The sequence below is a fragment of the Lyngbya sp. CCY1209 genome, from assembly GCF_055795065.1.
The window spans coordinates 12,480-34,461 of record NZ_JAYFER010000570.1 but is presented as its reverse complement, the minus strand read 5'-3'; the positions used below and the strand labels follow the sequence as shown (position 1 = coordinate 34,461).

The window sequence follows — 21,982 nt, the reverse complement described above, 5'->3', positions numbered from 1 at the left end:
ATATCCATCCAAGGGGATGGAAGCCTTACCGGGAAGTTATTTCAGGTATTTCAGCCCTATTTCGTTCCCGAACGAATCGCACCGGTCTATCTATCATAGCGGAGGCCGGGAGGGAAGTTGACGGCACCCTTTCAAATTTTGATTGTTTCGATATCGCCCCCGCGACTGAAGCGAAATGGGCGCGGGCGAACGAGACGCCACACCGCCAAGGCGGCTGGCGTTTGCAGCATTACATCAACCCCGTGTTCATTCCGGGCTTGCCCGTTGCCAATTCAACTTTGACGATTTTTCCACCCATCTTCATGATGCGTTGCTGTTCCCGGAACCAGTTGTCGTAGGGAACCAATTTGGTGAAATAGGTGTTTTGTAATTCGCGCTGAGTCCGAATCCGAGTTTGGCTGGGAACGCAAGCCGTCACTTTGAACATTCTCATGGGTATCGTTCTCCTGGGTTAAGTCGATAATTTTGACACTGATATTTAAACGATTGAAGGCCGGGAGTCGGGAGTCAATACTAGCTCGCTAAAACTTATCAACCGATACCGACAAGCCTTTGGCGGTCTAGCACTCACTCCAGACTTCCCTGGCCCCAAGTTGAGATGAATGGCAGAATCGAGCCGCAGTGTTGTTTCCGCTACTTCTCGGTTCCGATTCGGGGAATCTTAGCTCAAGCCAGAGCAGATGTAGTCAAAGTAAATGCCCATTTCCTTGCCGGCGTCGGCGCCCACCAATGAGGCGGTCACTTCTTTCATGGCTTGGATGGCTTGGACGGTGGCACCGATGGGTACGCCCAGGGAATTGTAGGTTTCCTTCAGACCGTTGAGGACGCGCTCATCCAGGATGGACGGGTCGCCGGCCAGCATCGCGTAGGTGGAGTAGCGGAGGTAGTAGTCCAAGTCGCGGATGCAGGCGGCGTAACGGCGGGTGGTGTACATATTTCCGCCGGGACGGGTGATGTCGGAGTACAGCAGGGACTTGGCCACCGCTTCTTTGACGATGTTAGCGGCGTTGGCGCTGATGGTGGTGGCGGCGCGGACGCGCAGTTCACCCGTGGCGAAGTAAGCTTTCAGCTTGTCGAGGGCACTCGAATCCAGGTACTTACCTTGAACGTCGGAGGAGTTGATTACGGAAGTGATTGCGTCTTGCATGATGGTTTCGTTTGCTAATGGTCGCTTAATCTAAGGTGGTCAGAGATTGATCAGGGCGTTGGCCGCGCCTATGACATCGCACCGATGAGGTAGTCAAAGTATTGGGCGGCTTCGGCCGCATCTTCTCCAGACAGCAGGGAAGTGGCGACACCCTTCATGGCCCGCACCCCTTCAGCTACGGCTTCGATGGGAGTACCGAGGGACTTGTACATTTCGCGGACGCCGACGACCCCGATTTCTTCGATGGGGGTCACGTCGCCGGCCACAATTCCGTAGGTGATCAGACGCAGGTAGTAGTCGAGGTCCCGCAGGCAGGTGGCGGTCATTTCTTCACCGTAGGCATTTCCACCGGGAGAAGTGACGTCGGGGCGCTTCTGGAACAGTTGATTTCCGCCCTCTTTGACGATGCGCTCGCGGGCGCCCGTCAGGGTTTCGGCGATCCGAACCCGACGTTCGCCGGTGGTGACAAAAGATTTGATCCGGTTCAACTCACCCGGGCTCAGATAACGCGCTTCAGCGTCTGCATTCACGATGGATTTGGTAACGATACTCATTTTCTACCACAGGGTTTAGCTAATGTGTTCATGATTACGCCAACGACTCGTCTCGTCACGAGCCAGAGGTCGTTGCTTCTCAGCTTGGGGAAGGCCCCTCATCACTCCGCTCGGGGCGGGGGGTGGCGGGAACTTCTCCTGAGAGGGCAAGCCTTGGCCGCGGCCAAGATTACCGCGTGATTCTCTCCGATCGCGATCGCGCCGGAGAGGTTTGGGCTTTCCGGCCGTTTTGCCGGATGGAACCCCGCTAGGTCGGGTTGGGTCGGCGAGATTCTCTCCGGGGCGGACGAGACCCGAGGGGATTGCACGGCACCGGCGGCAGTTGTCCCGCTTCAGGGCCTAGACATCGCCCGTCGGTCACAATTCGCTCCCGTTTTTAACCCCGCGACACGATGACCTATCGCAATGTAATTTTGAGGCGTCACGTTCACATCCTTAGTCGATTTGTAATAGTTTTTAACATTTCGTCCGCCACCCCCCCCGAGAACGGGTCGGGGGACTCGGCTTTTCCAGACCGCAAAACCGGAGGGGTTCGGGGGGCGCTTTGTCCCTCGCAGCGGGTGTTCGGGCGACTTTTTCGATTCCGTCCCCGCCACTCCGCCCCCGACCCCCCGCCCCGGGAACGGAGCGGTCGTTCCGAAGAATTTGTGGCCGATCGCGATCGCGGTTCGACCCCCGAAAAGGAGCGCCATCCGATCGCGGTCGATGGGGGTCAAACGGAAAAATAATATCGTTTTATATTATTTGATAAAAATTAAAATATAAAAATAATTAAAACCGACAATAAATTTTAAATCGTAGATTTAGATGCATTTAATGTCGATTTGAAGTCAATATAGAAAATATCGTCAAAGCCGAACGATCAGAGAATGAAGCCGAAAAAAAAAACACGGGCCGAAATAAAAGCGGGTGTCGCGGTCAAAAAAGCCCGGATTTTGGGGTCGGACGGCGCGAAGGCAAACCGGATCGGGGCGGGGAAATTCCAATTTTGCGATCGCCCAATGTAAAATAAACTTGAAAAAGTGTAACAATTCATGAAGCTAGGTGCCCCAACTCATTGATGACAGTGTTCACATCCAACCCCATCTCATCTGACCGAGCCTCCGTCCGTCCCCGGGTGCGACTCATCCCCACGGGCTTACTCGCCGTCGCCCTGAGTCTCATCCTGGCGATGTTTCTGGGAAGTGCCCCGGCTTGGGCGAATATCGACGACGATCACTTCGACGGCAATATTTTCGCCCTCTACGGCGGAAACGGGTCCCTCGTCCCGCCCCGAGTCGAACTGTCCCAGTCGTTAAAAATCCACAAACCCGCCCTCCTGGTCTTTTTCCTCGACGACAGCAAAGACTGCAAACTGTTTTCCACCACGGTTTCCCGGCTACAAGAATTTTACGGGCGGGCCGCGGACTTCATCCCCGTCAACGTCGATGCGATCGTGGCCGAGAACGGGACCCAATCCCCCACGGAACCGGGCTATTACTATCGCGGATACGTCCCCCAAACCGTACTCATCGACGAGTCCGGCGAAGTCGTCCTGGACGAAATCGGGCTGGTGTCCTACGAGCGAGTCGATGATGTCTTCCGGGAAGTCTTCGATCTCCTGCCGCGATCGGAATCCGTCGAACTGCGGCGTCAACCCGTCAACGAAATCAACAACGAACTGGTGAAAGATTAATTGATAATTGATAATTGATAATTGATAATTATCAATCGATCGCCCCAGTCTCGACTCCCGTCCCTGCCCCGGGCTCGGGAGTTGAGCTGCTTGTCCGTTTTTTTCGTTGCGTTGAGTAGCAGATTTGCGGTCGTAAAAATGTTATATTGAATACTAAAAGCGGTTTTAAATCTTTAATTCCCAGCCTCACAAAGTTGGCTCTCCGGACGGCGGGCAGAATCCGGGAAACGGCGGGTCACGAGGATTTCGGGGCCGGGTCACAAACCGAACGGAGGACAGCAAAAATGGGATATCAAAAAATTTTAGTGGCGCTCGATCGCTCCTCCCACAGCGAAATCGTTCTCGAAGAAGCGATCGCCCTGGCCAAACCAAACGGCGCCCAACTGATGATCTTCCACCGCCTGGAAGTGAACGACCCCGACCCCTACGGCTACAGCGACCTCCACGCCAGCAACATCGCCCGCTACTCCCAGATCATGCAGGAACGACTCGAAAGCGAACTCGACCACATCCGCAGTTGGTTGGATTCCTGCGTCCGCCGCGCCGCGGACCAAAATATCACCGCAGACTGGAACTGGAAAATGGGAGACACCGGACGCTGCATCTGTCAGATGGCCAAGGATTTCGGGACGGATCTGATCGTGGTGGGCCGCCGGGGACACCAGGGGGTCATCGAAGCCCTACTCGGCAGCGTCAGCAACTTCGTCGTCCACCGCGCCCCCTGTTCCGTCCTCATCGTCCAGAGTCGGGAGTCGGGAATTTAATTGATAATTGATAATTGATAATTGATAATTGATAATTATCAATTCTGCCTCCCGCCCCATCTCGTAACAAATCGACATGAACATTTATTAACCGATCCTGGCTCAAGTCCCGCCAGAAGTGTTAACATCTTCAACTAATTCACAGAGCTAGGGGTGCCTGCGAAGTCCAGGCTGAGAGACACCCTTGGAACCTGAGTCCGGCTAGTACCGGCGTAGGGAAGCTGTTAACAGAGGGAATAAATTATGCGAGCTGAATGGGTTGCCAAGCGACGCGGGCAGGCTAACGTGTCTCAGATGCACTATGCCCGCCAGGGAATCATTACCGAGGAAATGCACCATGTGGCGACTCGGGAAAACCTCCCCGCCGACTTGATTCGGGACGAAGTGGCACGGGGTCGGATGATTATTCCCGCCAATATCAACCACCCCAATTTGGAACCGATGTGCATCGGAATCGCCTCCAAGTGCAAAGTCAACGCCAACATCGGCGCCTCCCCCAACTCCTCCAACTTGCAGGAAGAAGTGGACAAGCTGAATTTGGCGGTGAAATACGGGGCCGATACGGTGATGGACCTGTCCACCGGCGGGGGCGATTTGGATACCATCCGCACCGCCATCATCGACGCTTCCCCGGTTCCCATCGGGACGGTCCCGATCTATCAGGCTTTGGAAAGCGTCCACGGCAACATCGAAAAGCTGACGCCGGACGATTTCCTGCATATCATCGAAAAACACGCCCAGCAGGGTGTGGATTACATGACGATTCACGCCGGGATTTTGATCGAGTATTTGCCTTTGGTGCGGAATCGGATTACCGGGATTGTGTCTCGGGGCGGCGGGATCATCGCCCGGTGGATGCTGCACCACCACAAGCAAAATCCCCTTTACACCCACTTCGACGACATTATCGAAATTTTCAAGAAGTACGATGTCTCGTTCAGTTTGGGGGATTCCCTGCGTCCGGGTTGCACCCACGACGCATCGGATGAGGCGCAACTGGCGGAGTTGAAGACGCTGGGAGAGTTGACGCGCCGCGCCTGGGAACATGACGTCCAGGTGATGGTGGAAGGCCCCGGTCACGTTCCGATGGATCAGATCGAGTTCAACGTCAAGAAGCAGATGGAGGAGTGTTCCGAGGCGCCCTTCTATGTGTTGGGACCGCTGGTGACGGATATTGCTCCCGGTTATGACCATATCACGTCCGCGATCGGTGCGGCGATGGCGGGATGGTACGGGACGGCGATGCTGTGCTATGTGACGCCGAAGGAACATTTGGGGCTTCCGGATGCGGAGGATGTTCGGAATGGTTTGATCGCGTATAAAATTGCGGCCCACGCGGCGGATATTGCGCGTCATCGTCCGGGTGCGCGCGATCGCGATGACGAACTGTCGGCGGCGCGATACAATTTCGACTGGAACAAACAGTTTGAATTGTCCCTCGATCCCGATCGCGCCCGGGAGTACCACGACGAAACCCTGCCGGCGGACATCTACAAAACGGCCGAATTCTGCTCGATGTGCGGCCCGAAATTCTGCCCGATGCAGACGAAGGTGGATGCGGACGCGCTGACGGAGTTGGAGAAGTTCTTGGCGGCGGAAGAGGAGAAGAAGAAGGAAGTCGCGAAGGCTTAATGGCTCGTTTAATTTTGATTTGAAAGAAGGCGGGGGGTTGCCCCTGCCTTTTTTTTAGATGATTCAATTCGGAAAATTAACCACAGAGGCACAGAGGACACGGAGAGTTGGATGAGTTGTCATGAACAGTGGGAAAATGTCACCGGATTTTGAATGATATCATGTTTGCTAAAATAGTTTTTACGAGAAAAGGACGAGAGCTTGAAAGCCGTGTCTTTTTAAAGGCTCGATCGCATTGTCGGCCCCCATGGGACCCCCGGCGAGTTATGGCTTCAATTTGTGTCCTCTATCTCAGCCGCGATCGCCCTTCCCCTCGTCGCGCTCTCCTGGCAGCTTCCTTGGAATTCCGTACAACTCGCGATCGCCACCCTTTTCGCTTTCGACCTCACCGGAGGGATTGTCACCAACGCCACCCCCGCCGCCAAACGCTGGTATCATCGCCCCGGTCAAACATTCCGCCACCACTTCGGTTTCGTAGCGATTCACGGCCTGCATTTATTCATCGTGGCGACCCTCTTTCGCGGCGGAGATTGGTTCTTTTTTGGTTTGACTTACAGTTTCTTACTTTTGGGGTCTAGTTTGATTTTGACCGTCCCCCGCGATCTGGGTCGTCCCGTGGCGCTACTATTGTTTAGCATCGGTCTTTTATTCGGCTTTTATCTGATTCCGCCGACGGTGGGTTTGGAGTGGTTTTTGCCATTTCTGTGGCTGAAACTATTTGTGAGTCATCTCCTGCCAGAATAGCGATCGCCCTTGAAATAACAAGGGGTGATAAGAAATGGGAAACCATCGCCGATCGTGGGACAACTCGGCTTCACCTGAGCTACAATATTAAAGTTAAAAACTCCGAGTTTTTCCCACCGTCCCAATTGCCCCAAACCCGAATCTATGCGACGTTCTACTTTCGGTCAGTCGGCGGTCAGCCTCACATTATTGAGCGCGATCGCCTTCGGTATTTACCCGCCGGGAATCGCCCAAACGCCTCCTCCGTCCGATTCGACTTCTCCCATTCAACCCGGAGTCGCCTATCGCCTGGGGGAGAGCGATCGCGTCCAAATCGACGTGTTTGGCGTCGAGAAATATAGCGGGGAATATCTGGTTTTGGCTGACGGTACGCTGAACCTGCGGGGAGTCGGCGTCGTCCGGGTCGGGGGACTCACCATCCCCGAGGCTCAAATTCTCGTTTCCCGACAGTACGCCAGCCTCCTCCAACAGCCTGTTGTCACCCTCAGTTTGGTGGAACCCCGGCCCATTCAGGTGGCGATCGCCGGAGAAGTGTCCCGTCCCGGCTCCTACACCGTCACCTTTGCAGACGGACAACAATTTCCCCACGTGACCGACATCCTGAACCTCGCCGGGGGCATCACCCAGGCGGCGGACGTCAGGGAGGTGCGACTCCGGCGGGCCCATTCCGCCGATCGCCCCATCATCCTCGACCTGGGCGAATTGGTCGAGCAGGGGAATCTGAGCCAAAATCCGGTGCTGCTGGACGGGGACAGTATTTTCGTGCCGACGGCCACATCTTCAGATCCGGCCCAAATGCGACAGTTCGCGTCTACCAGCCTCGTCCCCCAGGCGATCGACCCGGTTCAGGTGGCGGTCGTCGGGGAGGTTTTCCGTCCCGGTTCCTATGCGATCGCGCCCCAGGCGACCGAAGACGGCGACGCCGCCAATTTCCCCACCCTCACCCGAGCCCTGCAGGTGGCGGGAGGAATTCAAGAGGAAGCCGATATCCGTCAAATCGAACTTCGCCGGAGTACCCGCTCCGGGTTGCAGGTTTTCACGGTCAACCTGTGGGACCTGTTGCAGTCCGGGGATATCACCCAGGATCTGTTTTTGCAGGATGGAGATACGATTGTCGTCCCCACGGCCGAGGCGATCGCGCCGGAAGAGTTGGAAACCCTGGCATCGGCTAACTTCTCGCCGGAAACCATCAACGTGAATGTGATCGGGGAAGTGGTCAATCCGGGGGCGATACGGGTGCCGCCGAATACTCCTTTAAATCAGGCTTTACTCGCTGCCGGTAGTTTCGACCCGGTTCGAGCCCAAAAAGGGAGCGTGGAACTCATCCGTCTGAACCCGAACGGGACGGTTTCTCGCCAGACGATACTGGTCGATCTCGCGAGCGGAGTTTCCCCCGAAAATAACCCGGTGTTGCGAAATAATGATGTCGTCGTCGTGAATCGTTCCGCTCTGACGGCCGTCAGCGATACGGCGGAGGAAGTTTTCCGACCGGTGCGAGCGATCACCAATATCGCCGCCTTTTTCCGCCTCTTTTTTTAGGATCAATACTTCGGTATTGCTTTCAAAACAGTTCTCCGTCGGGGTCGCGATGATGGCAAAGGTGACGAACCTGGTATTTTAAGTAAGATCGTGTCCGGACGCTCAACCGCAAGCCATGACTCTAGAAAGCTCCAAATTCCCCAACCTGCAACGGGCGATCGCAGCGGAACTCTCCCCCGAGGGACTTTTCTCCAGCCTCGTCGCCGGTGTGGTTGTCGGCGCCATCGGCGTGACGATGTGCATCTCCTACGCCGCTTTAATTTTTTCCGAACACCTGGCCGAATTCCTCACCGCCGGCATCGGCATCGCCTTTTTCAGTGCGGGAATAATTTGCGCGATCGTCGCAGTTTTGAGTTCTTCCCCCGCCGGGATGATCGCCATCCCCCTCCCCGCCGCCGTGCCGATTTTGGCGTTGATGGTGGCCGAGATCGGCGATCGCTTGCCAGAAGACGCACCCCCCGATATTTTATTTTCAAGTGCGATCGTGGCGATCGGTTTGACGGCTTTAATCACCGGCGTTTTTCTCCTCATCCTCGGACTCCTGAAAGCCGGAGAGTTGATCCGCTTCATCCCCTATCCCGTCGTGGGTGGCTTCCTCGCCGGCGTTGGTTGGCTGCTGTTCGAGGGGGGGTTCGCCGTCACCACCGGGGAAGAATTGAATTGGGCCCAATTGCCAGTTTTATTGGCACCCGATTTATTGCTGCGGTGGTTGCCGGCGTTGGCGTTTGCGGTGGCGTTGCTGCTGCTGTCCCGCCGCTACCCGAAATTCCCGGTGCTCCCCGTCGGCTTCGTCGTGGCGTTGGTGTCTTTTTACCTAATTTTGGCGTTCACCGATACGTCTTTGGCGGCGGCGACGGACGGGGGGTGGTTGTTGGGTCCGTTTCCCGAGGGGGGCGGTTCCTGGCGTCCGGTGGGTTTGGAGACGCTGAAACGGGCGAATTGGTCCGCGATCGGCGATCGCCTGGGGGATATGGGGGCGATTACGATTATCACCACTTTGGAACTGCTGCTGACGGCGAGTAGCATGGAATTAATCACGAACCGCGATATCGATTTAAACCGGGAATTGCGGGCGGCGGGGGTCGCCAATTTGCTGTCCGGTTTGGGCGGCGGTTTGGTGGGTTCTCACGTCACGTCTCTGAGCGTTTTGGCGACGAAAATGGGCGCGTCGCGGCGGTTGGTGGCACTGTCGGCGGCGGCGGTTTTTGCGGTGATGTTGGCGGTGGGGATCTCGGTTTTGTCGCTGTTTCCGAGGGTGGTTTTGGGGGGGTTCCTGCTGTTGCTGGGGCTGTCGTTTTTGGTGGAGTGGCTGTACGACGCCTGGTTTGAATTGCCGAAGTCTGACTATTTTTTGGTGATTGTAATTTTGCTGGCGATCGCAACTTTTGAACTGTTGGAAGGGGTGGCGGTCGGTTTGGTGGTGGCGATCGTTTTGTTCGTCATCAATTACAGCCGCATCGACGTGACCAAACACACGTTTTCGGGTGCCAACCGCAAGAGTTACGTCCAGCGATCGCGGGATCAGGAATTGTTGTTGCAGGAACGGGGAGAGAAAATTTACATCCTGGAATTGCAGGGATTTATCTTTTTCGGAACGGCGAATAAGTTACTCAAGCAAGTTCGGGAACGGTTGGGGGCGGAAGACCAACCGCCACTGCGGTTTTTGGTGCTGGATTTTCGGTTGGTGAACGGCCTCGATTCTTCGGTGGTGGTGAGTTTCGCCAAGTTGCGCCAGATCGCCCAAAAGGAGAATTTGGCGATCGCATTGACGAACCTACAACCGGCGGTGGAATCTCAACTCAAACAGGGCGAAATTTTGGAATCGGAGGACTCGACATTCCGGGTGTTTGCCGACCTCGATCGCGGTTTGGAGTGGTGCGAAGATCGGCTTTTGGAGGAGTCGAAGTTGGATGATTCCGGGGTTTCTCCCCTGCCGGAACAACTGCGGCGGTTCATTGCCGAACCCCGAGATGTCGAGACGTTGATGGGGTATTTTCAATATTTGGAAATTGCCGCCGGTGAGACTTTATTTCGCCAGGGCGATCCCTCCGACGGTTTGTATTTCCTGGAGTCGGGACGGGTCAGCGTTGTTTTCGAGTTGGAAGACGGGAGCGAAAAGCGGGTGCAAACCTACACCGGCGGCACGATTTTGGGGGAGATGGGGTTGTATCAGAACGCGCCGCGATCGGCTTCCGTTATCGCGGAAGAAAATAGCGATCTTTACCATCTTTCGACCGTCGCCTTTGAGAAAATAGAGACGGAACAGCCGCAGTTGGCACAAGAATTTCACAAGGCGATCGTCCGGCTGTTGTCGGCCCGTTTGAAACAGCGATCGGCGGAGTTGCAACATTTGTTGCAGTGAGTTTGTATTGTCGGGGAACTGCCCCTGATTTCACCTGCCTTGAAATGAATTTAAAGGCTCACAGCAAAAGTCCACGCTTGCGTGGACTCGGTTGGACATAGACTATAGCAATCGGAAATCATTGGAAAATTGTCTGGCCCCCAAACCCCCAATTCTGGGGGCTTTGAACGAGTCGGATTTTTACGAATCATTTCACACTGCTATATCCCGATCGCCATATCATATCAGATCCGGTTATCCCCTCCTAAACCTCCCCAATCATCTGAATATGATTTGAGCGATCCCCCTAAATCCCCCTTAAAAAGGGGGACTTTGAGAACCGTTATTAACCCCAAAATAGAGGCGGGAGTAGGCATTGCGATTTATTGGTAGGGGCAATCTCCTTGATTGCCGCCGCGACCGCCGCCGCGACCGCCGCGACCCCGCCCTTGACCTTGACCGAGTTGGGCGCGTTGTTCGGGGGTGAGGGTGTCGCGAATTTGCAACTGTGTCTCGAAGCGCCGATCGCCCAAAGCGCGGCTCAATTCCTGATTGTTTTGACGCTGTTGGCGCAGTTGTTCGGCGCTGGCGTCACTTTGCCGGAGCGATCGCATTTGATCGCGATTTTCCCGCAATTGCTGGCGCTGAGTGTCGGAATCGGCGTAGGTGCGATCGCGAATTTCTTGGATTTCTTGCTGTTGTTCGGCACTCAAATTTAAACCATTGAATCCCATGCCACGACCCGGACCGGCGAAGGCCGCCGCCGCACTCAGGGGAAGAAATAAACTCGTCACTGCAATTGTAGAGAATAATTTTTGCATTTTCATCGTCCGATCTCCTTCAATCTTGTTTTGAGGATTGACTCTTTCGAGCTTTGATTTCATCATAGGGGTGGAGGGGGCGCGATCGCCTCGATCAAAGTTCCCAATTTGGATGGTTACAATGTCGGATTGAAATGAAGGTTGGCGATCGCACCAAAGACCTATTCACCTAGTCCTTAAGTACCAAATGCCCGAGGTTGGTCGGAGATTTTACCCTTTAAATGGGTGGCAGATGCGTTTTAAACTATAGCAATTCAACGAGATATTTTATCCCCCATGCGATGGTTTCGTCGTCCGAAGTCTCCGGTGCCCCTTCTACTGTACTTGGAATGGGTTTTAATCGCGATCGCCCTTTTGACGGCTTTTAGCCCCCTCCCCCCCGCCTACCGTCCCGGTTGGATGCGGCAGGAAGTCCACTCTCAAGTCCAGTCCCCCGACGGCCCGCCCGGTTACGGGAGACGGCGAATGATGGGTCCGCAAAATTTGCCCCGCCGACCCGGGTTTCCCGCCGGCGTGGCGGTCAGTATCGCCAGTTTGGGCCTGATGGGGTTGAGGCTGCCGGGGCGATCGCAAAAAGCCCCGATCCGCTGGCTGTACGCCGGTTTGGGGTTCGGCTTCAGTTGGCTGGCCGTGGCCTTCGGCGGGCAGGGAACCAGCTTTTTCTCAGCCCTGCTGCTGGTGGTGGCCATCCGGGCCTGCCTGTTATTTTCCTGGCGGGGGCGAATTGTCGTCGCCCTCCTCGCCTACGGGTCCTTTCTCCTGTGGGCGTTTCTGCGGCTGCACGGTTTGGAACATCGGGCTTCTGACCCCCTGCACGGGCTGATTTTAACCCTGACATTCAACAGCAGTTTGCTATTCGGATTGGTGTTAGTTTTTGTCCTGTTATTGGTGGGGGCGTTACTCTCGGAACAGCAGAGCCGCCGGGAACTGGCTGAGGCGAACCGGCAGCTTCGGGAGTACGCGATTTTGGTCGAAGATCGGGCGATTTTGCAGGAACGAAATCGCATCGCCCGGGAAATTCACGACTCGGTTGGACACAACCTCACCGCCCAAAGTATCCAACTGGAAAATGCCGCGTTATTTTTACCCGAAGATCTGGAGCGGGCCGATCGCCACCTCCGACAGGCTCGGGAGTTGGGACGGGAGGCGTTGAAAGAGGTGCGGGCGTCCGTGGCGACGCTGCGATCGCACCCTTTGCAGCGGTCTTTTTTGCCAACTCTCTCCCACCTGATCGAAGACTTTCGACGCACCACGGCGATCGAATTGGAGTCCCATCTGGCGGTGGAAGAAACCCCGCCGACGGACATCGCGATCGCCCTGTATCGGGTCGTCCAGGAGGCCCTGACCAACATCGCCAAACACGCCGGCGCCACCCGCGTCCGCCTGTCTTTGGTGGAAGATTCGGGGCAATTTTATCTGAAAATTCGCGATAATGGATGCGGTTTCAACCCCCGAGAAAATACCACCGGATTCGGGTTGCAGGGGATGGGGGAACGGATCGCCGCCCTGGACGGGGAATTTGAGCTGGTCAGTTCTCCCGGCGAGGGGTGCAAAATCGAAGTTAAACTCTCAAAAAATAAACGCCATGATTCGAGTTCTGTTAGTTGACGATCAGGGGATCGTCCGGGAAGGGTTGCAAAGTCTGTTGGAGGCGAAACCGGATTTGCAGGTGGTTGGACAGGCCGAAAACGGACAAATTGCCGTAGAATTGGCACTGCAATTAAATCCGGACGTGGTGTTGATGGACGTGCGGATGCCGGTCATGGACGGGGTGGCGGCGACGCGATCGCTCCAGGAAAAAAAACCGGAAATAAAGGTATTGGTATTGACCACATTTGACGACGATGAATATGTCAGCCAAGCCATGCAGTCGGGGGCGAAGGGTTATTTGCTAAAAGATACGCCCTCGGAAGAACTCGCCCAGGCGATCCGTTCGGTTCAAAAAGGTTACACCCAGTTGGGGCCGGGACTGTTTGAAAAGGTGATGTCGGCGACGCCGAAACCTCCCGAACCGGAACCGATACCGGAGGAATTCCAACAGTTGACGCCGAGGGAATTGGAGGTGGTGCAGTTGATCGGTCGGGGCTACAACAACCGGGAAATTGCCGAGGAATTATTCATCACCGAACGGACGGTAAAAAATCACGTTTCGAGTATTTTAAACCGCCTCAATTTGCGCGATCGCACCCAGGTGGCGTTGCTGGCGACCAAACATCACATTGCAGAATAGAAGAGAGTGGGGAGTTGTGGGGGCAACCGTCCCGGGTTGCCCAAATCATTGAATATGCTATTCTTGATTTTACAGTGTATCAATCCCATTCAAGAATACACGGGCGAAGACCGAGAGATTTTCCTGCATAATACACTGGTACAAGATGCGGTTTTGCGACGGTTACAAACGATGGCGGAGTCCACACAAAGGCTTTCTGAAGAGTTAAAAGCCGAAGCCACAGAGGTGGACTGGCGGGCGTTGTCCGGTTTCAGAAATGTTCTGGTTCACGATTATTTGAATGGGATGATGCGATCGCCGATAGTGACGGCAGAATAGGGGTTCAAATCCAGTATCGCCCATTTGTGAATCTCCATTTACTGGTAGCGGGTCAGTTCCACTCGGTAGCGTTGTTTTTTGGTGATGGAGACTTCCCCCACTTCCAGGCGCCCCTTGCCGCGGATGGCGATCAGGTCGCCGGTTTTGACTTGATAGCTGGCCTGTTTGGCGTCCTTCCAGTTGACGCGGACATCCCCGCCGTCGATGAGCGTCACCATTTTGCTGCGGGACATCCCGAACCCCGCCGAAGCGATCGCGTCCAGACGCAGGGAGGCTTCTACGGTGGTCATCGCCTTTTTCTTGGGTTCGCGGACTTTCAATTCCCCCAATTCGATGCGCTGGGTTTTGACGGGAACCGTGCGGACTTGGGTCAGGTTCATCTCCAGGAATTCTACCAGTTCCGGAACCACGATCGCCTGGGCGCCCCGTTCCCCCAATACGATCAGATCGCCGGTTTTTTCCCGGACGATGCCGGTGCCGAGGAGGGCTCCCAGAAAGTCCCGGTGGGTGGCGGTGTCGAACAAGAAATTTCCCGAGATGTCCAGGGCCGCAATTTCCACGCCGTCGGTTTCCAGGGGAAGTTCCGATCGTGCGATCGCCAGCCGCTGCCGTTCCGCTTGAGGATAGCCGCCCCAGGAGAGGGCCTGGACTTCCGTGAGGCGATCGAAAATTTGCCGAGCTTCGGCCAGTTCCGGGGGGGAGAGAAACTCGGTTTGGGCGATCTCCCAGGTCTTCAACGCCTGTTCCGCCTGGTCGATGACCCGGGCCATGCTGTCTCGATTTTCAATGCCGCTGAGTAGTTCTTCCCTTGGGAGCATCGGTCAATGTGGGTCTGAGGACTGGAGGTGCGATCGTGATTATTTTACTGTAGCAGGTTTTCAGCCGTCCCCGACGTTTGATCGTCCGGCGTTGCGGGAAGTTCCGGAAAGCGGCGCGTCGAATTGGGGCTCCTGTGGGCAAGAGGGAGTCCGGTTAGCATCAGGAATCGATCCAGGTTGTTGCCTCAGTCGAGCGAAAATTTTAACGGCTCTTAAGATTGGAATTTTAAATTTTGATATGTTACACTCCATTTGAGAATCTGCGATCGTTCGGGGGACAACGTGAAAATCACTATTGTGGCGATGGACATTCCCTATCCTCCCGTTCACGGGGGAAGAGTTGATATTTGGCGAAGACTCAAAATGTTGTCAGAGTTGGGAACCGAAATACAGCTGATCTGCTGGTCTGCCGAGACTCCAGATGCCGACAGTTTAGATGTTATCAATCGGTATGTTAAAGATTTCTACCCAATTTTCTATCGGCGTAGTGTCGGCGCTTATGTCCGCCGGGTGTTAGATTTGTTGTCCTATCCTTTAGAAGTCACATCTCGAATTGTCAGGGGCGAAGAGTGGACTCGAATTCTGGAATCCGTCCGGCGCTTTCAACCCGACGTCATTTTCTGCGATCACATTCACAGCGGCGTGGTCGCATCCCGATTGAGCGACACCCTAGATATTCCCATGGTCGTGCGATCGCACAATATCGAGCATTTACAATACCGCTATTATTTTCAGTGTGCCCTAGGACATCAAAAATTCTTACGATTTTTATCTCTCATCAATTTGGAGAAATATGAAAAATCGTTGCTCCACAAAAGTTTGGCTTTTTACGATATTTCTAAAGACGATTTACAATTTTGGCAACAACAAGGGTTTGACAATGGATACTTTTTGCCTCCATTGATAGATTTAAAGTCAGAACATCATCAAAATGCTGACGGTTCAAGTGATGATGGTGTGAACGAAGAAATAACCTATGACGTTGTATTTTTGGGGAACTTACATTCGGAAAATAATGTGGCAGGTGTCATTTGGTTTGTCGAGGAAGTGTTTCCCATTCTCAAAGAGCGATCGCCAGACATTAAAGTTCTCATTTCGGGTGCAAATCCCGTACCTAATATTCAAGAAATTTGTCAAAATAAACCGGGGCTGGAATTGAAAATAAATCCCCCTTCTGCCCGCAAAATCTATCGGTCAGGTCGAGTTTTGATTGACCCCGTGGCAACCGGATGCGGGGTCAGTACCAAGTCACTCGGTATGTTGGCGAGCGGCAAACCTATTGTTTCTCAACCCAAAGGATTGTCGGGTTTGCCAGAAGAAGCAAAACAATACTTCCGAGTCGCATCTGACCCTGAATCCTATGCCAATGAAATTATCAATTGTCTGGCGGAAGAAAAACCCAACATCCCCGATCGCGCTTTGCTAGAATCGATGTTCGGATATCCCGTAGTTCAGAATTTCCTCTTTCAACTGAACTCGATACTTGCCAACAATTAATTCAATCTAAAACACGATATAGCAGCGCCGTAGCTTGGGAATTATAGTAGTCGGCAGGATGGCTAGGACATCGAAGGATTCTCAAACCCCAACGATGAGGGCTTTTTCTGCCAATGACCTGTTGACTCCTGACTTTTAATCGCTATAATTCCCCAGTAGCCCAGGTATTAAACCCGTTTTGATCTGAGTATTGAACCCGATTTGATATTACCTCTCAGCTTTTGTCCATCCACTTCCCATAATTCCAAGCAACCCGGAAAGAGTTCCGGCACCCCGCCATATTGACAGCAAGGCTTGATTGACAGCGTACTGACCCCGGAACAAGGCTATGGGAATAGAAACTATCCCAATTGCCACCAAAACACATCCTTTGATAAAACGGGTGCCTTGAATGTAGAGAGAAGGATATAACTCTCTTTCAAATAAACTTCTGGCACTCCATCCCCAGTAGCCTCGTTCTAACAACCACGTCAAACTAATTCTAGATTGAGGCACTCGCTCCCGCACTCGGGCTTCATCAGCCCACACGATTTTTGCCCCTTGCTTATGAAGTTGCATAAATAAATGTGTATCCTCAGAGCCTTGAATTGCAAAACGCTCGTCAAAAACAGTTTCTAGCTGCTTTAAAAGTTTGCTCCGAACCAAAACATTGTTGGTGTAAGCAACATCCATTATCTGCCCCGTCGGATAGTGTTTCGGAGCAAAGAATTTACCTTTATTGATCCAATCCGGTACGTCAACATCACTTTCAAAGTAAGGAATGACAGGCCCCGCTACCACGTCAGCTTCGTATTTCTCTTGCACGATTAACAGGTTTTCTAACCAGTTTCGGTCGGGGATTTCATCATCATCCATGATCGCAATAAAATCGGTTTCATCAGATGAGTTCGCGATCGTTCGGTTGCGGGCATAAGAGACACCCTGCTGAGTTTCGATATCGTATCGCAAAGGGTATTTGAAAGTGAGGGCCACTTCATCAATTAGCGATCGCGCAGAGCCGGAAGCATCGTTATCGACGATAACAATCTCTATTTCGGGTGCATCAATTTGGTCAAAAGTCAGGTCTTCAAAACCCTTGAGCAACCGCTTCAAATCATCGGGACGCTTGTAAGTCGCCACGCAAATTGATATCAACATATGTTTACATCAGAAATATTTGAGTCTGATTACTCGAACAATCAAAACAGTCGATTCGGTTGTCTGGCGTTCCTTTATCTCAATCGATCAAACTCAAGAAGCGACCGATGTAGAGACCGGAACCTCAAGCAGATTAATATCGCTACAGGAGCGATCAAATGCCTCTTCTAGAGAATACTTGGGTTTCCAGTTCAAAACCTTTTTGACTTTCTCATTGGTGTATCGAAGGGGCTTGAACCGACCCTGAAGCTTCGCCGGAACTAAAATCCCGGGCAGGCGAGCTTTGCCCTTGAGAAATAACTTGTTGTAAAGCCATGCCATCTGGGCGATCGCACTCATCACGGGCCAACTGACAAAGAACGTCCGGGGCGTTTCTTCCATCTTGGAGATGAGTTGTTTGGCGTAGACATTTTGCGTCGGCAAATTGTCGTCAACGATGTTCAAAGTTTGTCCGAGCGCCGCGTCGCTTTCGGCCGCCATCACGATCGCTTCCGCACAGTTTTCGACGTAAGTGACCGGCATCGTCGCATGGGCGCCGATCCTCAACCACGCGCTGCCTAATTCCGCCCCCAAACAGGCGTTCCAAAGATAATCTCGGCCGTAGATCATCCCCGGACGGATAATGGAGACTTGCCCGCCCTCCCGTTCAAAATCGCGATAAAGAGCTTCTTGAATGAGCTTGGTTTGGGCGTATTCGTCCCGGTTGAGCGGGTCGGCTTCGATGGAAGAATCTTCATCCAAAACTTGGCGCGATCGCAGTTTTTGATAGTCGTAAACTGAGAAGGTACTGATCGCCGTCAGTCTCGTCACCTCCGCCTTTTTCATGGCGGTCAGCAAGTTTTCTGTGGCGATCACCGTCCCCGCAAATTGCGTGTAAAAATCGCCCGACTTGACGGCAGCCAGATGAATGACATCATCCACCGATTGCAAGGCTTCCACGAGTCCCGACATCTGCCGCAGGTCCAAGCGAACCAATTCGACATTGGGATGGTCGTACCAAGACAGGCGCGTGGCATCCGTTTTGGGCCGGATGACGGCCTTCACTTGATGTCCCCGCCGCAACGCTTCCGCGACGATGTACTGTCCTAAAAATCCGGACGCTCCCGTGATAAAAAGCTTCATATGTGATTTTCCTCCGCGACTAATGCGTTGACTAAACGACTGGTTTTCTCAATCTCCTCAAAACCGATGGGCGGTTCCCGATTCTCCTGCAAAGCCCGGTACGTTTCGTCGAGCATACGATGCAAGCCCTCATAGGGAGTCTGCTGTAAAAGCTTGCGACGAAAATTCTTAAAACTGGCGTTCATCAGCGTCCAACCGCCAGAAAACTGATTCGCCAGAGGGGAAAGTTGCTTGCCCACCGAACGGGGGATCATACAACGCACATAAGGTTGAAACAAATCCGCCTCGGCATACCCTTTGGAACCGCGAACAAAAACGGAGAAACAGTCCGGTTGGGTATAGGCACTAAATCGAATCCGAGTGTGCTTTGTTCCAGAAAAAACGAGCGCATCTAGATCGTCGTATTTGAACAAATCGCCCCCGCCATGATTGTTCCAGGCGGCTTTAACGCGGTCAAAATCCGGAATAAATAGTAACGCGAGATAGGATAAATGCGTGATAAAATCGTGAATGACACCCGCCGGAAGCTTGTGCACCGGACTCGGAAGATTTTCATCGGCGTAGCGGCCGCCGCTGCGAATATCCAACGCCATCCGCACTTCGACTTCCTGAACTTCTCCCAGAGTCCCATCCCGAACCAGCTTTTCTATTTCCAGAATGGGCTGATTGAAGCGGTAGTTCTGGCTTTCGAGCAGGCGACGATCGCACTGCTGGGCAAAAGACCACAACTCTTTAAATTCGTCGTAGGTGGGGGTGATCGGCTTTTCGCAGATCACGTGGGCCCCGGCACTCAGGGAATCCATCGACATTTTTTTGTGGATGTGAGGCGGGGTCAAAATATGTACGACATCGGGTTTGGCTTCTTCCAGCATTTGCTGATAGTTCGTATACGATGCTTCCGCACCGAATCTCTGAGTTGCATAATTGGCCGCGGCGGGGGAGAGGTCGCAGACTCCCACCAATCGGGCGCGATCGGAATTAGCCAAAAAACTGAGATGCTCTTTGGAAATTAATCCGGTACCGATCACCGCAGCTTTCAATGCAAGTTCCTGATTGTTTTTAGTCATCACATTTTTATACTGCAATCTTTGACTATCAATTTACCACAATTATAAATCAAAAAAATGGCGGTGGCAAGATTTTTGTGAGATCAAAAATTTTGAACCGATCTCACCCTTTTTTGAGACTCATTTTTGACCCAAATTGTGGATGCCATGATTTTCAAAAATTACGCAACATTTTTCGGAAATCAATTGCGATCGATCTGCCTCAGCAGTGGAGCATAACGTTGAACTGGAATTCCAGCTTTTGCCGAGATCATAACGGTGACGTGATCGGGTTCAATATCCGATAAAAAATTGATGATTTCTTGTTTCGACAGATCATCTGTAGCAAAGTATCGCAAACCCGGATATAAAGGGTCAATATAGTGTTGTGATTCATCTCTGAGAATGTAATCGACAAACATCCCATACAAAATATATTCAGACAAATTCCAAGTTCCGGCGATTGTTTCAATCCAAGAACGTCCCGACATCTTTTCCAAATGATCGTGTAGCTTGATAACATTATCTTTTTTCCAACTAATTAGGTCGCCAATATAGTTGGGAGCTGGAAAATCAACCATGGGTGTTTTCAGTAATTGACTGGCAGTTTGATACCAACTATAATGACTTTTCCAGGTTTCAGGAATTGAATTGGGTTCCCGATAAAACCTTACTTTTCCATCTCGAACAAATCTTGTAGCCGGATCGAAAGGACGAACAAATGCAACATCTGAATCTACAAACATGAGGACATCTTCAGACACAAATTTAGCCGCAGATAGCTTGACAATTTGTTGAAGTAGCCAATTGCGAATCGGGAGAGTTTTCAAGCTAAACCAGCCATTTTTGACAAGTGGAATTCTTTTAATCCACCAAGGAATAACCTCTTCAACAACCAGAATTTCTGTCCGGTCGTTCTGTAATTTATTAAATAGAGCCCGATCTTTTCTATCGACAATAATATAATGTTTAATTGAAGCGGGCAGGAACTCTTCAACAGTAGAAGACAAAAGTTTACATCTCTCAAAGTCCGGCGCGTAACTCGGTGTAACTAGACAAAAGGTATAGTGTTGAGATTGAGAAGCGAACATTTGAGTATTTGAGTCAACCATGATAAATTACCACAAATTACAAAAGACAAACTACATTGATTGTGAGGTCTATATTTCACTAGCTAGGATCTTTGGATGGCCCACCTAAAAACCAGGATATTGATTTTCATTTTTGTCAATCATACAACATTAATTGAGATTGGAAGTTTCACTGTTTCGCATTTGTCGTCGATACAAAAATGCAACTGCTGCCCACAAAAGTAAAGCTTTGATAATATCTGAAGTCAGGGTAGCCCACGTTGCCCCTCTCCAAGAATAAATGGGAATTAATAAACGATTAATTCCCACATTCAACAAAGCCGTTCCTAAAATAATGAATCCACGGATTTTTTGATATCCAGAACCCGTCAGCGTATCGGCAGCTATCCACTGAATTCCGATTAAGAATGGCATGGGTGACAACCAAAGTACAACCGGCATAGAAGCTTTATATTCTTCTCCAAGAATATATGGAATCAAAGGATGGAAAATCCAATATCCAATGAACGCTACAAAACCATATATAATCGTGAGCGGAATCAATTTTTTGGCGAATAAAAAAGACCCAGTAATTCCCGACTTACCCTGTTCAAAAAACTTTGCGTATGTTGATGAAAAGATTGACAATAAAGGTAAATAAGCGACCTCAATAAAACGATATCCGGCAGAATATAAACCTGTAGCATTTGGCGTTGAAAGACTCGTCAACATAGTTTTATCAATGCTGGAGTTGACAACATCAGCAGATGCGCCAATCGAAAAGTAAATTCCTTGATTGAAATTTGATTTTATTTTAGATAAATTTGGTTTTCCAGGAAAACCTATCATCTTATGAACCAGCATCACTGAAGTTAAAGCAATGGATAAATTTGCCAGAAAATATAAAATTGACCAAACGATTATATTTGGGGATTCAAATCCAATGAATAGTACAATGGCTGCTATCAATTTTGAAAAGTTCATAAAAACTTGGAGTTGAGAAACTTTCTTGAGTAACCCGAACCCGACTAATGCACTAGATGAAAGACCCCAAATAGCCAGTCCTACAGTATCAGATATAAGAATCAATAGTATAGTTAAAGGAGGAATAGACTCGGGAAAAATTTGTAAAGCTATCAATAATGCCAACGCAATTAGACAACTCCCAGATGCTGCTGTTGTCAATAAAGCATTCGCCCATCCTTCTCGAAATAAGGAACGATCTCGAGAAACATCTCTGACTAACAGGTCGGCACTCCCGACCGTAGAAAAGGGATTCAATACAACAGCAAATGCACTGACTCCCATAAACATACCAAATTGATTGGTTCCTAAAGTTCGAGCCACCAAAACAAAGTATACGGCTTGCATGGCGATACCGATCACTCGGCTGCCCAGCATCCATAGTGTTCCTCGGAATAAAGGTTTCTCAAAAAGATTCGTTATTTTGGACTTAATATTTCTCAAGTGATTCACACCCAATACCTGACTTAATCAAAAAATACATCGATCGCAGTTCGGAGTCAA

At 51.7% G+C, this 21,982-nt stretch carries 21 protein-coding genes and 1 riboswitch; of the genes, 11 read left to right on the top strand and 10 right to left on the bottom strand.

Going from position 1 to position 21,982, the window contains the following annotated elements; all coding sequences use genetic code 11:
* Window positions 1-229: 229 nt before the first annotated feature.
* From AC0QHF_RS20085 to apcA, 3 genes are all read right to left on the bottom strand, one after another.
* Window positions 230-433, bottom strand: a complete 204-nt coding sequence (locus AC0QHF_RS20085) for a phycobilisome linker polypeptide (protein ID WP_009787432.1) — start codon at window positions 431-433, stop codon at window positions 230-232.
* A 228-nt stretch (window positions 434-661) separates the two neighbouring features.
* On the bottom strand, window positions 662-1,147 hold the full coding sequence (apcB, locus tag AC0QHF_RS20080; RefSeq protein WP_324706015.1) for an allophycocyanin subunit beta: 486 nt from the start codon (window positions 1,145-1,147) through the stop codon (window positions 662-664).
* A 68-nt stretch (window positions 1,148-1,215) separates the two neighbouring features.
* The gene (gene apcA, locus AC0QHF_RS20075) at window positions 1,216-1,701 is read right to left on the bottom strand and encodes an allophycocyanin subunit alpha (RefSeq protein ID WP_324706014.1); all 486 of its coding nucleotides are present in this window, start codon (window positions 1,699-1,701) and stop codon (window positions 1,216-1,218) included.
* A gap of 392 nt (window positions 1,702-2,093) precedes the next feature.
* On the opposite strand from apcA, the gene AC0QHF_RS20070 reads away from it, so the two are divergent.
* The 7 genes from AC0QHF_RS20070 (at window position 2,094) to AC0QHF_RS20040 (ending at window position 10,417) form a co-directional block, all read left to right on the top strand.
* Entirely contained in the window at window positions 2,094-2,429 is a 336-nt protein-coding gene (locus tag AC0QHF_RS20070) for a hypothetical protein (RefSeq protein WP_324706013.1), read from the top strand.
* A gap of 443 nt (window positions 2,430-2,872) precedes the next feature.
* The gene (locus AC0QHF_RS20065; protein WP_324706018.1) at window positions 2,873-3,376 is read left to right on the top strand and encodes a thylakoid membrane photosystem I accumulation factor; all 504 of its coding nucleotides are present in this window, start codon (window positions 2,873-2,875) and stop codon (window positions 3,374-3,376) included.
* A 284-nt stretch (window positions 3,377-3,660) separates the two neighbouring features.
* Window positions 3,661-4,140 (top strand): universal stress protein, encoded by a 480-nt coding sequence (locus AC0QHF_RS20060; RefSeq protein ID WP_324706012.1) that lies wholly within the window; start codon window positions 3,661-3,663, stop codon window positions 4,138-4,140.
* 139 nt (window positions 4,141-4,279) lie between these two features.
* Window positions 4,280-4,376, top strand: a riboswitch (TPP riboswitch).
* Window positions 4,377-4,383: 7 nt separating this feature from the next.
* Complete coding sequence (gene thiC, locus AC0QHF_RS20055; protein ID WP_324706011.1) at window positions 4,384-5,772, top strand: phosphomethylpyrimidine synthase; 1,389 nt, start codon at window positions 4,384-4,386, stop codon at window positions 5,770-5,772.
* A 279-nt stretch (window positions 5,773-6,051) separates the two neighbouring features.
* Complete coding sequence (locus AC0QHF_RS20050) at window positions 6,052-6,516, top strand: hypothetical protein (RefSeq protein WP_324706010.1); 465 nt, start codon at window positions 6,052-6,054, stop codon at window positions 6,514-6,516.
* Window positions 6,517-6,660: 144 nt separating this feature from the next.
* Window positions 6,661-8,055 carry an SLBB domain-containing protein gene (locus tag AC0QHF_RS20045; protein WP_324706009.1) on the top strand — a complete coding sequence of 465 codons (1,395 nt, stop codon included), beginning with the start codon at window positions 6,661-6,663 and terminating at the stop codon, window positions 8,053-8,055.
* A 115-nt stretch (window positions 8,056-8,170) separates the two neighbouring features.
* On the top strand, window positions 8,171-10,417 hold the full coding sequence (locus tag AC0QHF_RS20040) for an SLC26A/SulP transporter family protein (RefSeq protein ID WP_324706008.1): 2,247 nt from the start codon (window positions 8,171-8,173) through the stop codon (window positions 10,415-10,417).
* 362 nt (window positions 10,418-10,779) lie between these two features.
* Here AC0QHF_RS20040 and AC0QHF_RS20035 read toward each other — a convergent pair whose 3' ends face one another.
* Complete coding sequence (locus tag AC0QHF_RS20035) at window positions 10,780-11,223, bottom strand: Spy/CpxP family protein refolding chaperone (RefSeq protein WP_324706007.1); 444 nt, start codon at window positions 11,221-11,223, stop codon at window positions 10,780-10,782.
* 270 nt (window positions 11,224-11,493) lie between these two features.
* On the opposite strand from AC0QHF_RS20035, the gene AC0QHF_RS20030 reads away from it, so the two are divergent.
* Genes AC0QHF_RS20030 through AC0QHF_RS20020 form a run of 3 tightly spaced genes read left to right on the top strand, consistent with a single transcriptional unit; the run spans window position 11,494 to window position 13,765 of the window.
* Window positions 11,494-12,825 (top strand): sensor histidine kinase, encoded by a 1,332-nt coding sequence (locus tag AC0QHF_RS20030; protein WP_324706006.1) that lies wholly within the window; start codon window positions 11,494-11,496, stop codon window positions 12,823-12,825.
* Complete coding sequence (locus AC0QHF_RS20025; protein WP_324706005.1) at window positions 12,803-13,447, top strand: response regulator transcription factor; 645 nt, start codon at window positions 12,803-12,805, stop codon at window positions 13,445-13,447. The genes AC0QHF_RS20030 and AC0QHF_RS20025 overlap by 23 nt, the downstream gene beginning before the upstream one ends.
* 54 nt (window positions 13,448-13,501) lie before the next feature.
* On the top strand, window positions 13,502-13,765 hold the full coding sequence (locus tag AC0QHF_RS20020) for a HepT-like ribonuclease domain-containing protein (RefSeq protein ID WP_324706004.1): 264 nt from the start codon (window positions 13,502-13,504) through the stop codon (window positions 13,763-13,765).
* 38 nt (window positions 13,766-13,803) lie between these two features.
* On the opposite strand, the gene AC0QHF_RS20015 is transcribed toward AC0QHF_RS20020, so the two are convergent.
* Window positions 13,804-14,583 (bottom strand): photosystem II S4 domain protein, encoded by a 780-nt coding sequence (locus AC0QHF_RS20015; protein ID WP_324706003.1) that lies wholly within the window; start codon window positions 14,581-14,583, stop codon window positions 13,804-13,806.
* 303 nt (window positions 14,584-14,886) lie between these two features.
* On the opposite strand from AC0QHF_RS20015, the gene AC0QHF_RS20010 reads away from it, so the two are divergent.
* Window positions 14,887-16,080: a glycosyltransferase gene (locus tag AC0QHF_RS20010; RefSeq protein ID WP_324706017.1), complete on the top strand. Its 1,194-nt coding sequence runs from the start codon at window positions 14,887-14,889 to the stop codon at window positions 16,078-16,080.
* A 207-nt stretch (window positions 16,081-16,287) separates the two neighbouring features.
* Here AC0QHF_RS20010 and AC0QHF_RS20005 read toward each other — a convergent pair whose 3' ends face one another.
* The 5 genes from AC0QHF_RS20005 to AC0QHF_RS19985 all read right to left on the bottom strand — a co-directional run bounded on the left by AC0QHF_RS20005 (window position 16,288) and on the right by AC0QHF_RS19985 (window position 21,931).
* Window positions 16,288-17,199, bottom strand: coding sequence for a glycosyltransferase family 2 protein (locus tag AC0QHF_RS20005; RefSeq protein WP_324706002.1), 912 nt, complete (start codon window positions 17,197-17,199; stop codon window positions 16,288-16,290).
* A 111-nt stretch (window positions 17,200-17,310) separates the two neighbouring features.
* Window positions 17,311-18,339: an NAD-dependent epimerase/dehydratase family protein gene (locus tag AC0QHF_RS20000; protein WP_324706001.1), complete on the bottom strand. Its 1,029-nt coding sequence runs from the start codon at window positions 18,337-18,339 to the stop codon at window positions 17,311-17,313.
* On the bottom strand, window positions 18,336-19,406 hold the full coding sequence (locus AC0QHF_RS19995; RefSeq protein WP_324706000.1) for a Gfo/Idh/MocA family protein: 1,071 nt from the start codon (window positions 19,404-19,406) through the stop codon (window positions 18,336-18,338). Before AC0QHF_RS19995 ends, AC0QHF_RS20000 begins: the two co-directional genes overlap by 4 nt.
* Before the next feature lie 182 nt (window positions 19,407-19,588).
* A complete protein-coding gene (locus AC0QHF_RS19990; protein WP_324706016.1) occupies window positions 19,589-20,476 on the bottom strand; it encodes a DUF6492 family protein in 888 nt (295 codons plus the stop codon).
* Between the two features lie 150 nt (window positions 20,477-20,626).
* Window positions 20,627-21,931 carry an oligosaccharide flippase family protein gene (locus AC0QHF_RS19985; RefSeq protein ID WP_324705999.1) on the bottom strand — a complete coding sequence of 435 codons (1,305 nt, stop codon included), beginning with the start codon at window positions 21,929-21,931 and terminating at the stop codon, window positions 20,627-20,629.
* Window positions 21,932-21,982 lie beyond the last annotated feature (51 nt).

What these genes read in the sequence shown, in the direction of transcription:
- AC0QHF_RS20085 (WP_009787432.1), bottom strand. Translation starts at nt 433, where the DNA reads ATGAGAATGTTCAAAGTGACGGCTTGCGTTCCCAGCCAAACTCGGATT.
- apcB (WP_324706015.1), bottom strand. Translation starts at nt 1,147, where the DNA reads ATGCAAGACGCAATCACTTCCGTAATCAACTCCTCCGACGTTCAAGGT.
- apcA (WP_324706014.1), bottom strand. Translation starts at nt 1,701, where the DNA reads ATGAGTATCGTTACCAAATCCATCGTGAATGCAGACGCTGAAGCGCGT.
- AC0QHF_RS20070 (WP_324706013.1), top strand. Translation starts at nt 2,094, where the DNA reads ATGACCTATCGCAATGTAATTTTGAGGCGTCACGTTCACATCCTTAGT.
- AC0QHF_RS20065 (WP_324706018.1), top strand. Translation starts at nt 2,873, where the DNA reads ATGTTTCTGGGAAGTGCCCCGGCTTGGGCGAATATCGACGACGATCAC.
- AC0QHF_RS20060 (WP_324706012.1), top strand. Translation starts at nt 3,661, where the DNA reads ATGGGATATCAAAAAATTTTAGTGGCGCTCGATCGCTCCTCCCACAGC.
- thiC (WP_324706011.1), top strand. Translation starts at nt 4,384, where the DNA reads ATGCGAGCTGAATGGGTTGCCAAGCGACGCGGGCAGGCTAACGTGTCT.
- AC0QHF_RS20045 (WP_324706009.1), top strand. Translation starts at nt 6,661, where the DNA reads ATGCGACGTTCTACTTTCGGTCAGTCGGCGGTCAGCCTCACATTATTG.
- AC0QHF_RS20040 (WP_324706008.1), top strand. Translation starts at nt 8,171, where the DNA reads ATGACTCTAGAAAGCTCCAAATTCCCCAACCTGCAACGGGCGATCGCA.
- AC0QHF_RS20035 (WP_324706007.1), bottom strand. Translation starts at nt 11,223, where the DNA reads ATGAAAATGCAAAAATTATTCTCTACAATTGCAGTGACGAGTTTATTT.
- AC0QHF_RS20030 (WP_324706006.1), top strand. Translation starts at nt 11,494, where the DNA reads ATGCGATGGTTTCGTCGTCCGAAGTCTCCGGTGCCCCTTCTACTGTAC.
- AC0QHF_RS20025 (WP_324706005.1), top strand. Translation starts at nt 12,803, where the DNA reads ATGATTCGAGTTCTGTTAGTTGACGATCAGGGGATCGTCCGGGAAGGG.
- AC0QHF_RS20020 (WP_324706004.1), top strand. Translation starts at nt 13,502, where the DNA reads ATGCTATTCTTGATTTTACAGTGTATCAATCCCATTCAAGAATACACG.
- AC0QHF_RS20015 (WP_324706003.1), bottom strand. Translation starts at nt 14,583, where the DNA reads ATGCTCCCAAGGGAAGAACTACTCAGCGGCATTGAAAATCGAGACAGC.
- AC0QHF_RS20010 (WP_324706017.1), top strand. Translation starts at nt 14,887, where the DNA reads ATGGACATTCCCTATCCTCCCGTTCACGGGGGAAGAGTTGATATTTGG.
- AC0QHF_RS20000 (WP_324706001.1), bottom strand. Translation starts at nt 18,339, where the DNA reads ATGAAGCTTTTTATCACGGGAGCGTCCGGATTTTTAGGACAGTACATC.
- AC0QHF_RS19995 (WP_324706000.1), bottom strand. Translation starts at nt 19,406, where the DNA reads ATGACTAAAAACAATCAGGAACTTGCATTGAAAGCTGCGGTGATCGGT.
- AC0QHF_RS19990 (WP_324706016.1), bottom strand. Translation starts at nt 20,476, where the DNA reads ATGTTCGCTTCTCAATCTCAACACTATACCTTTTGTCTAGTTACACCG.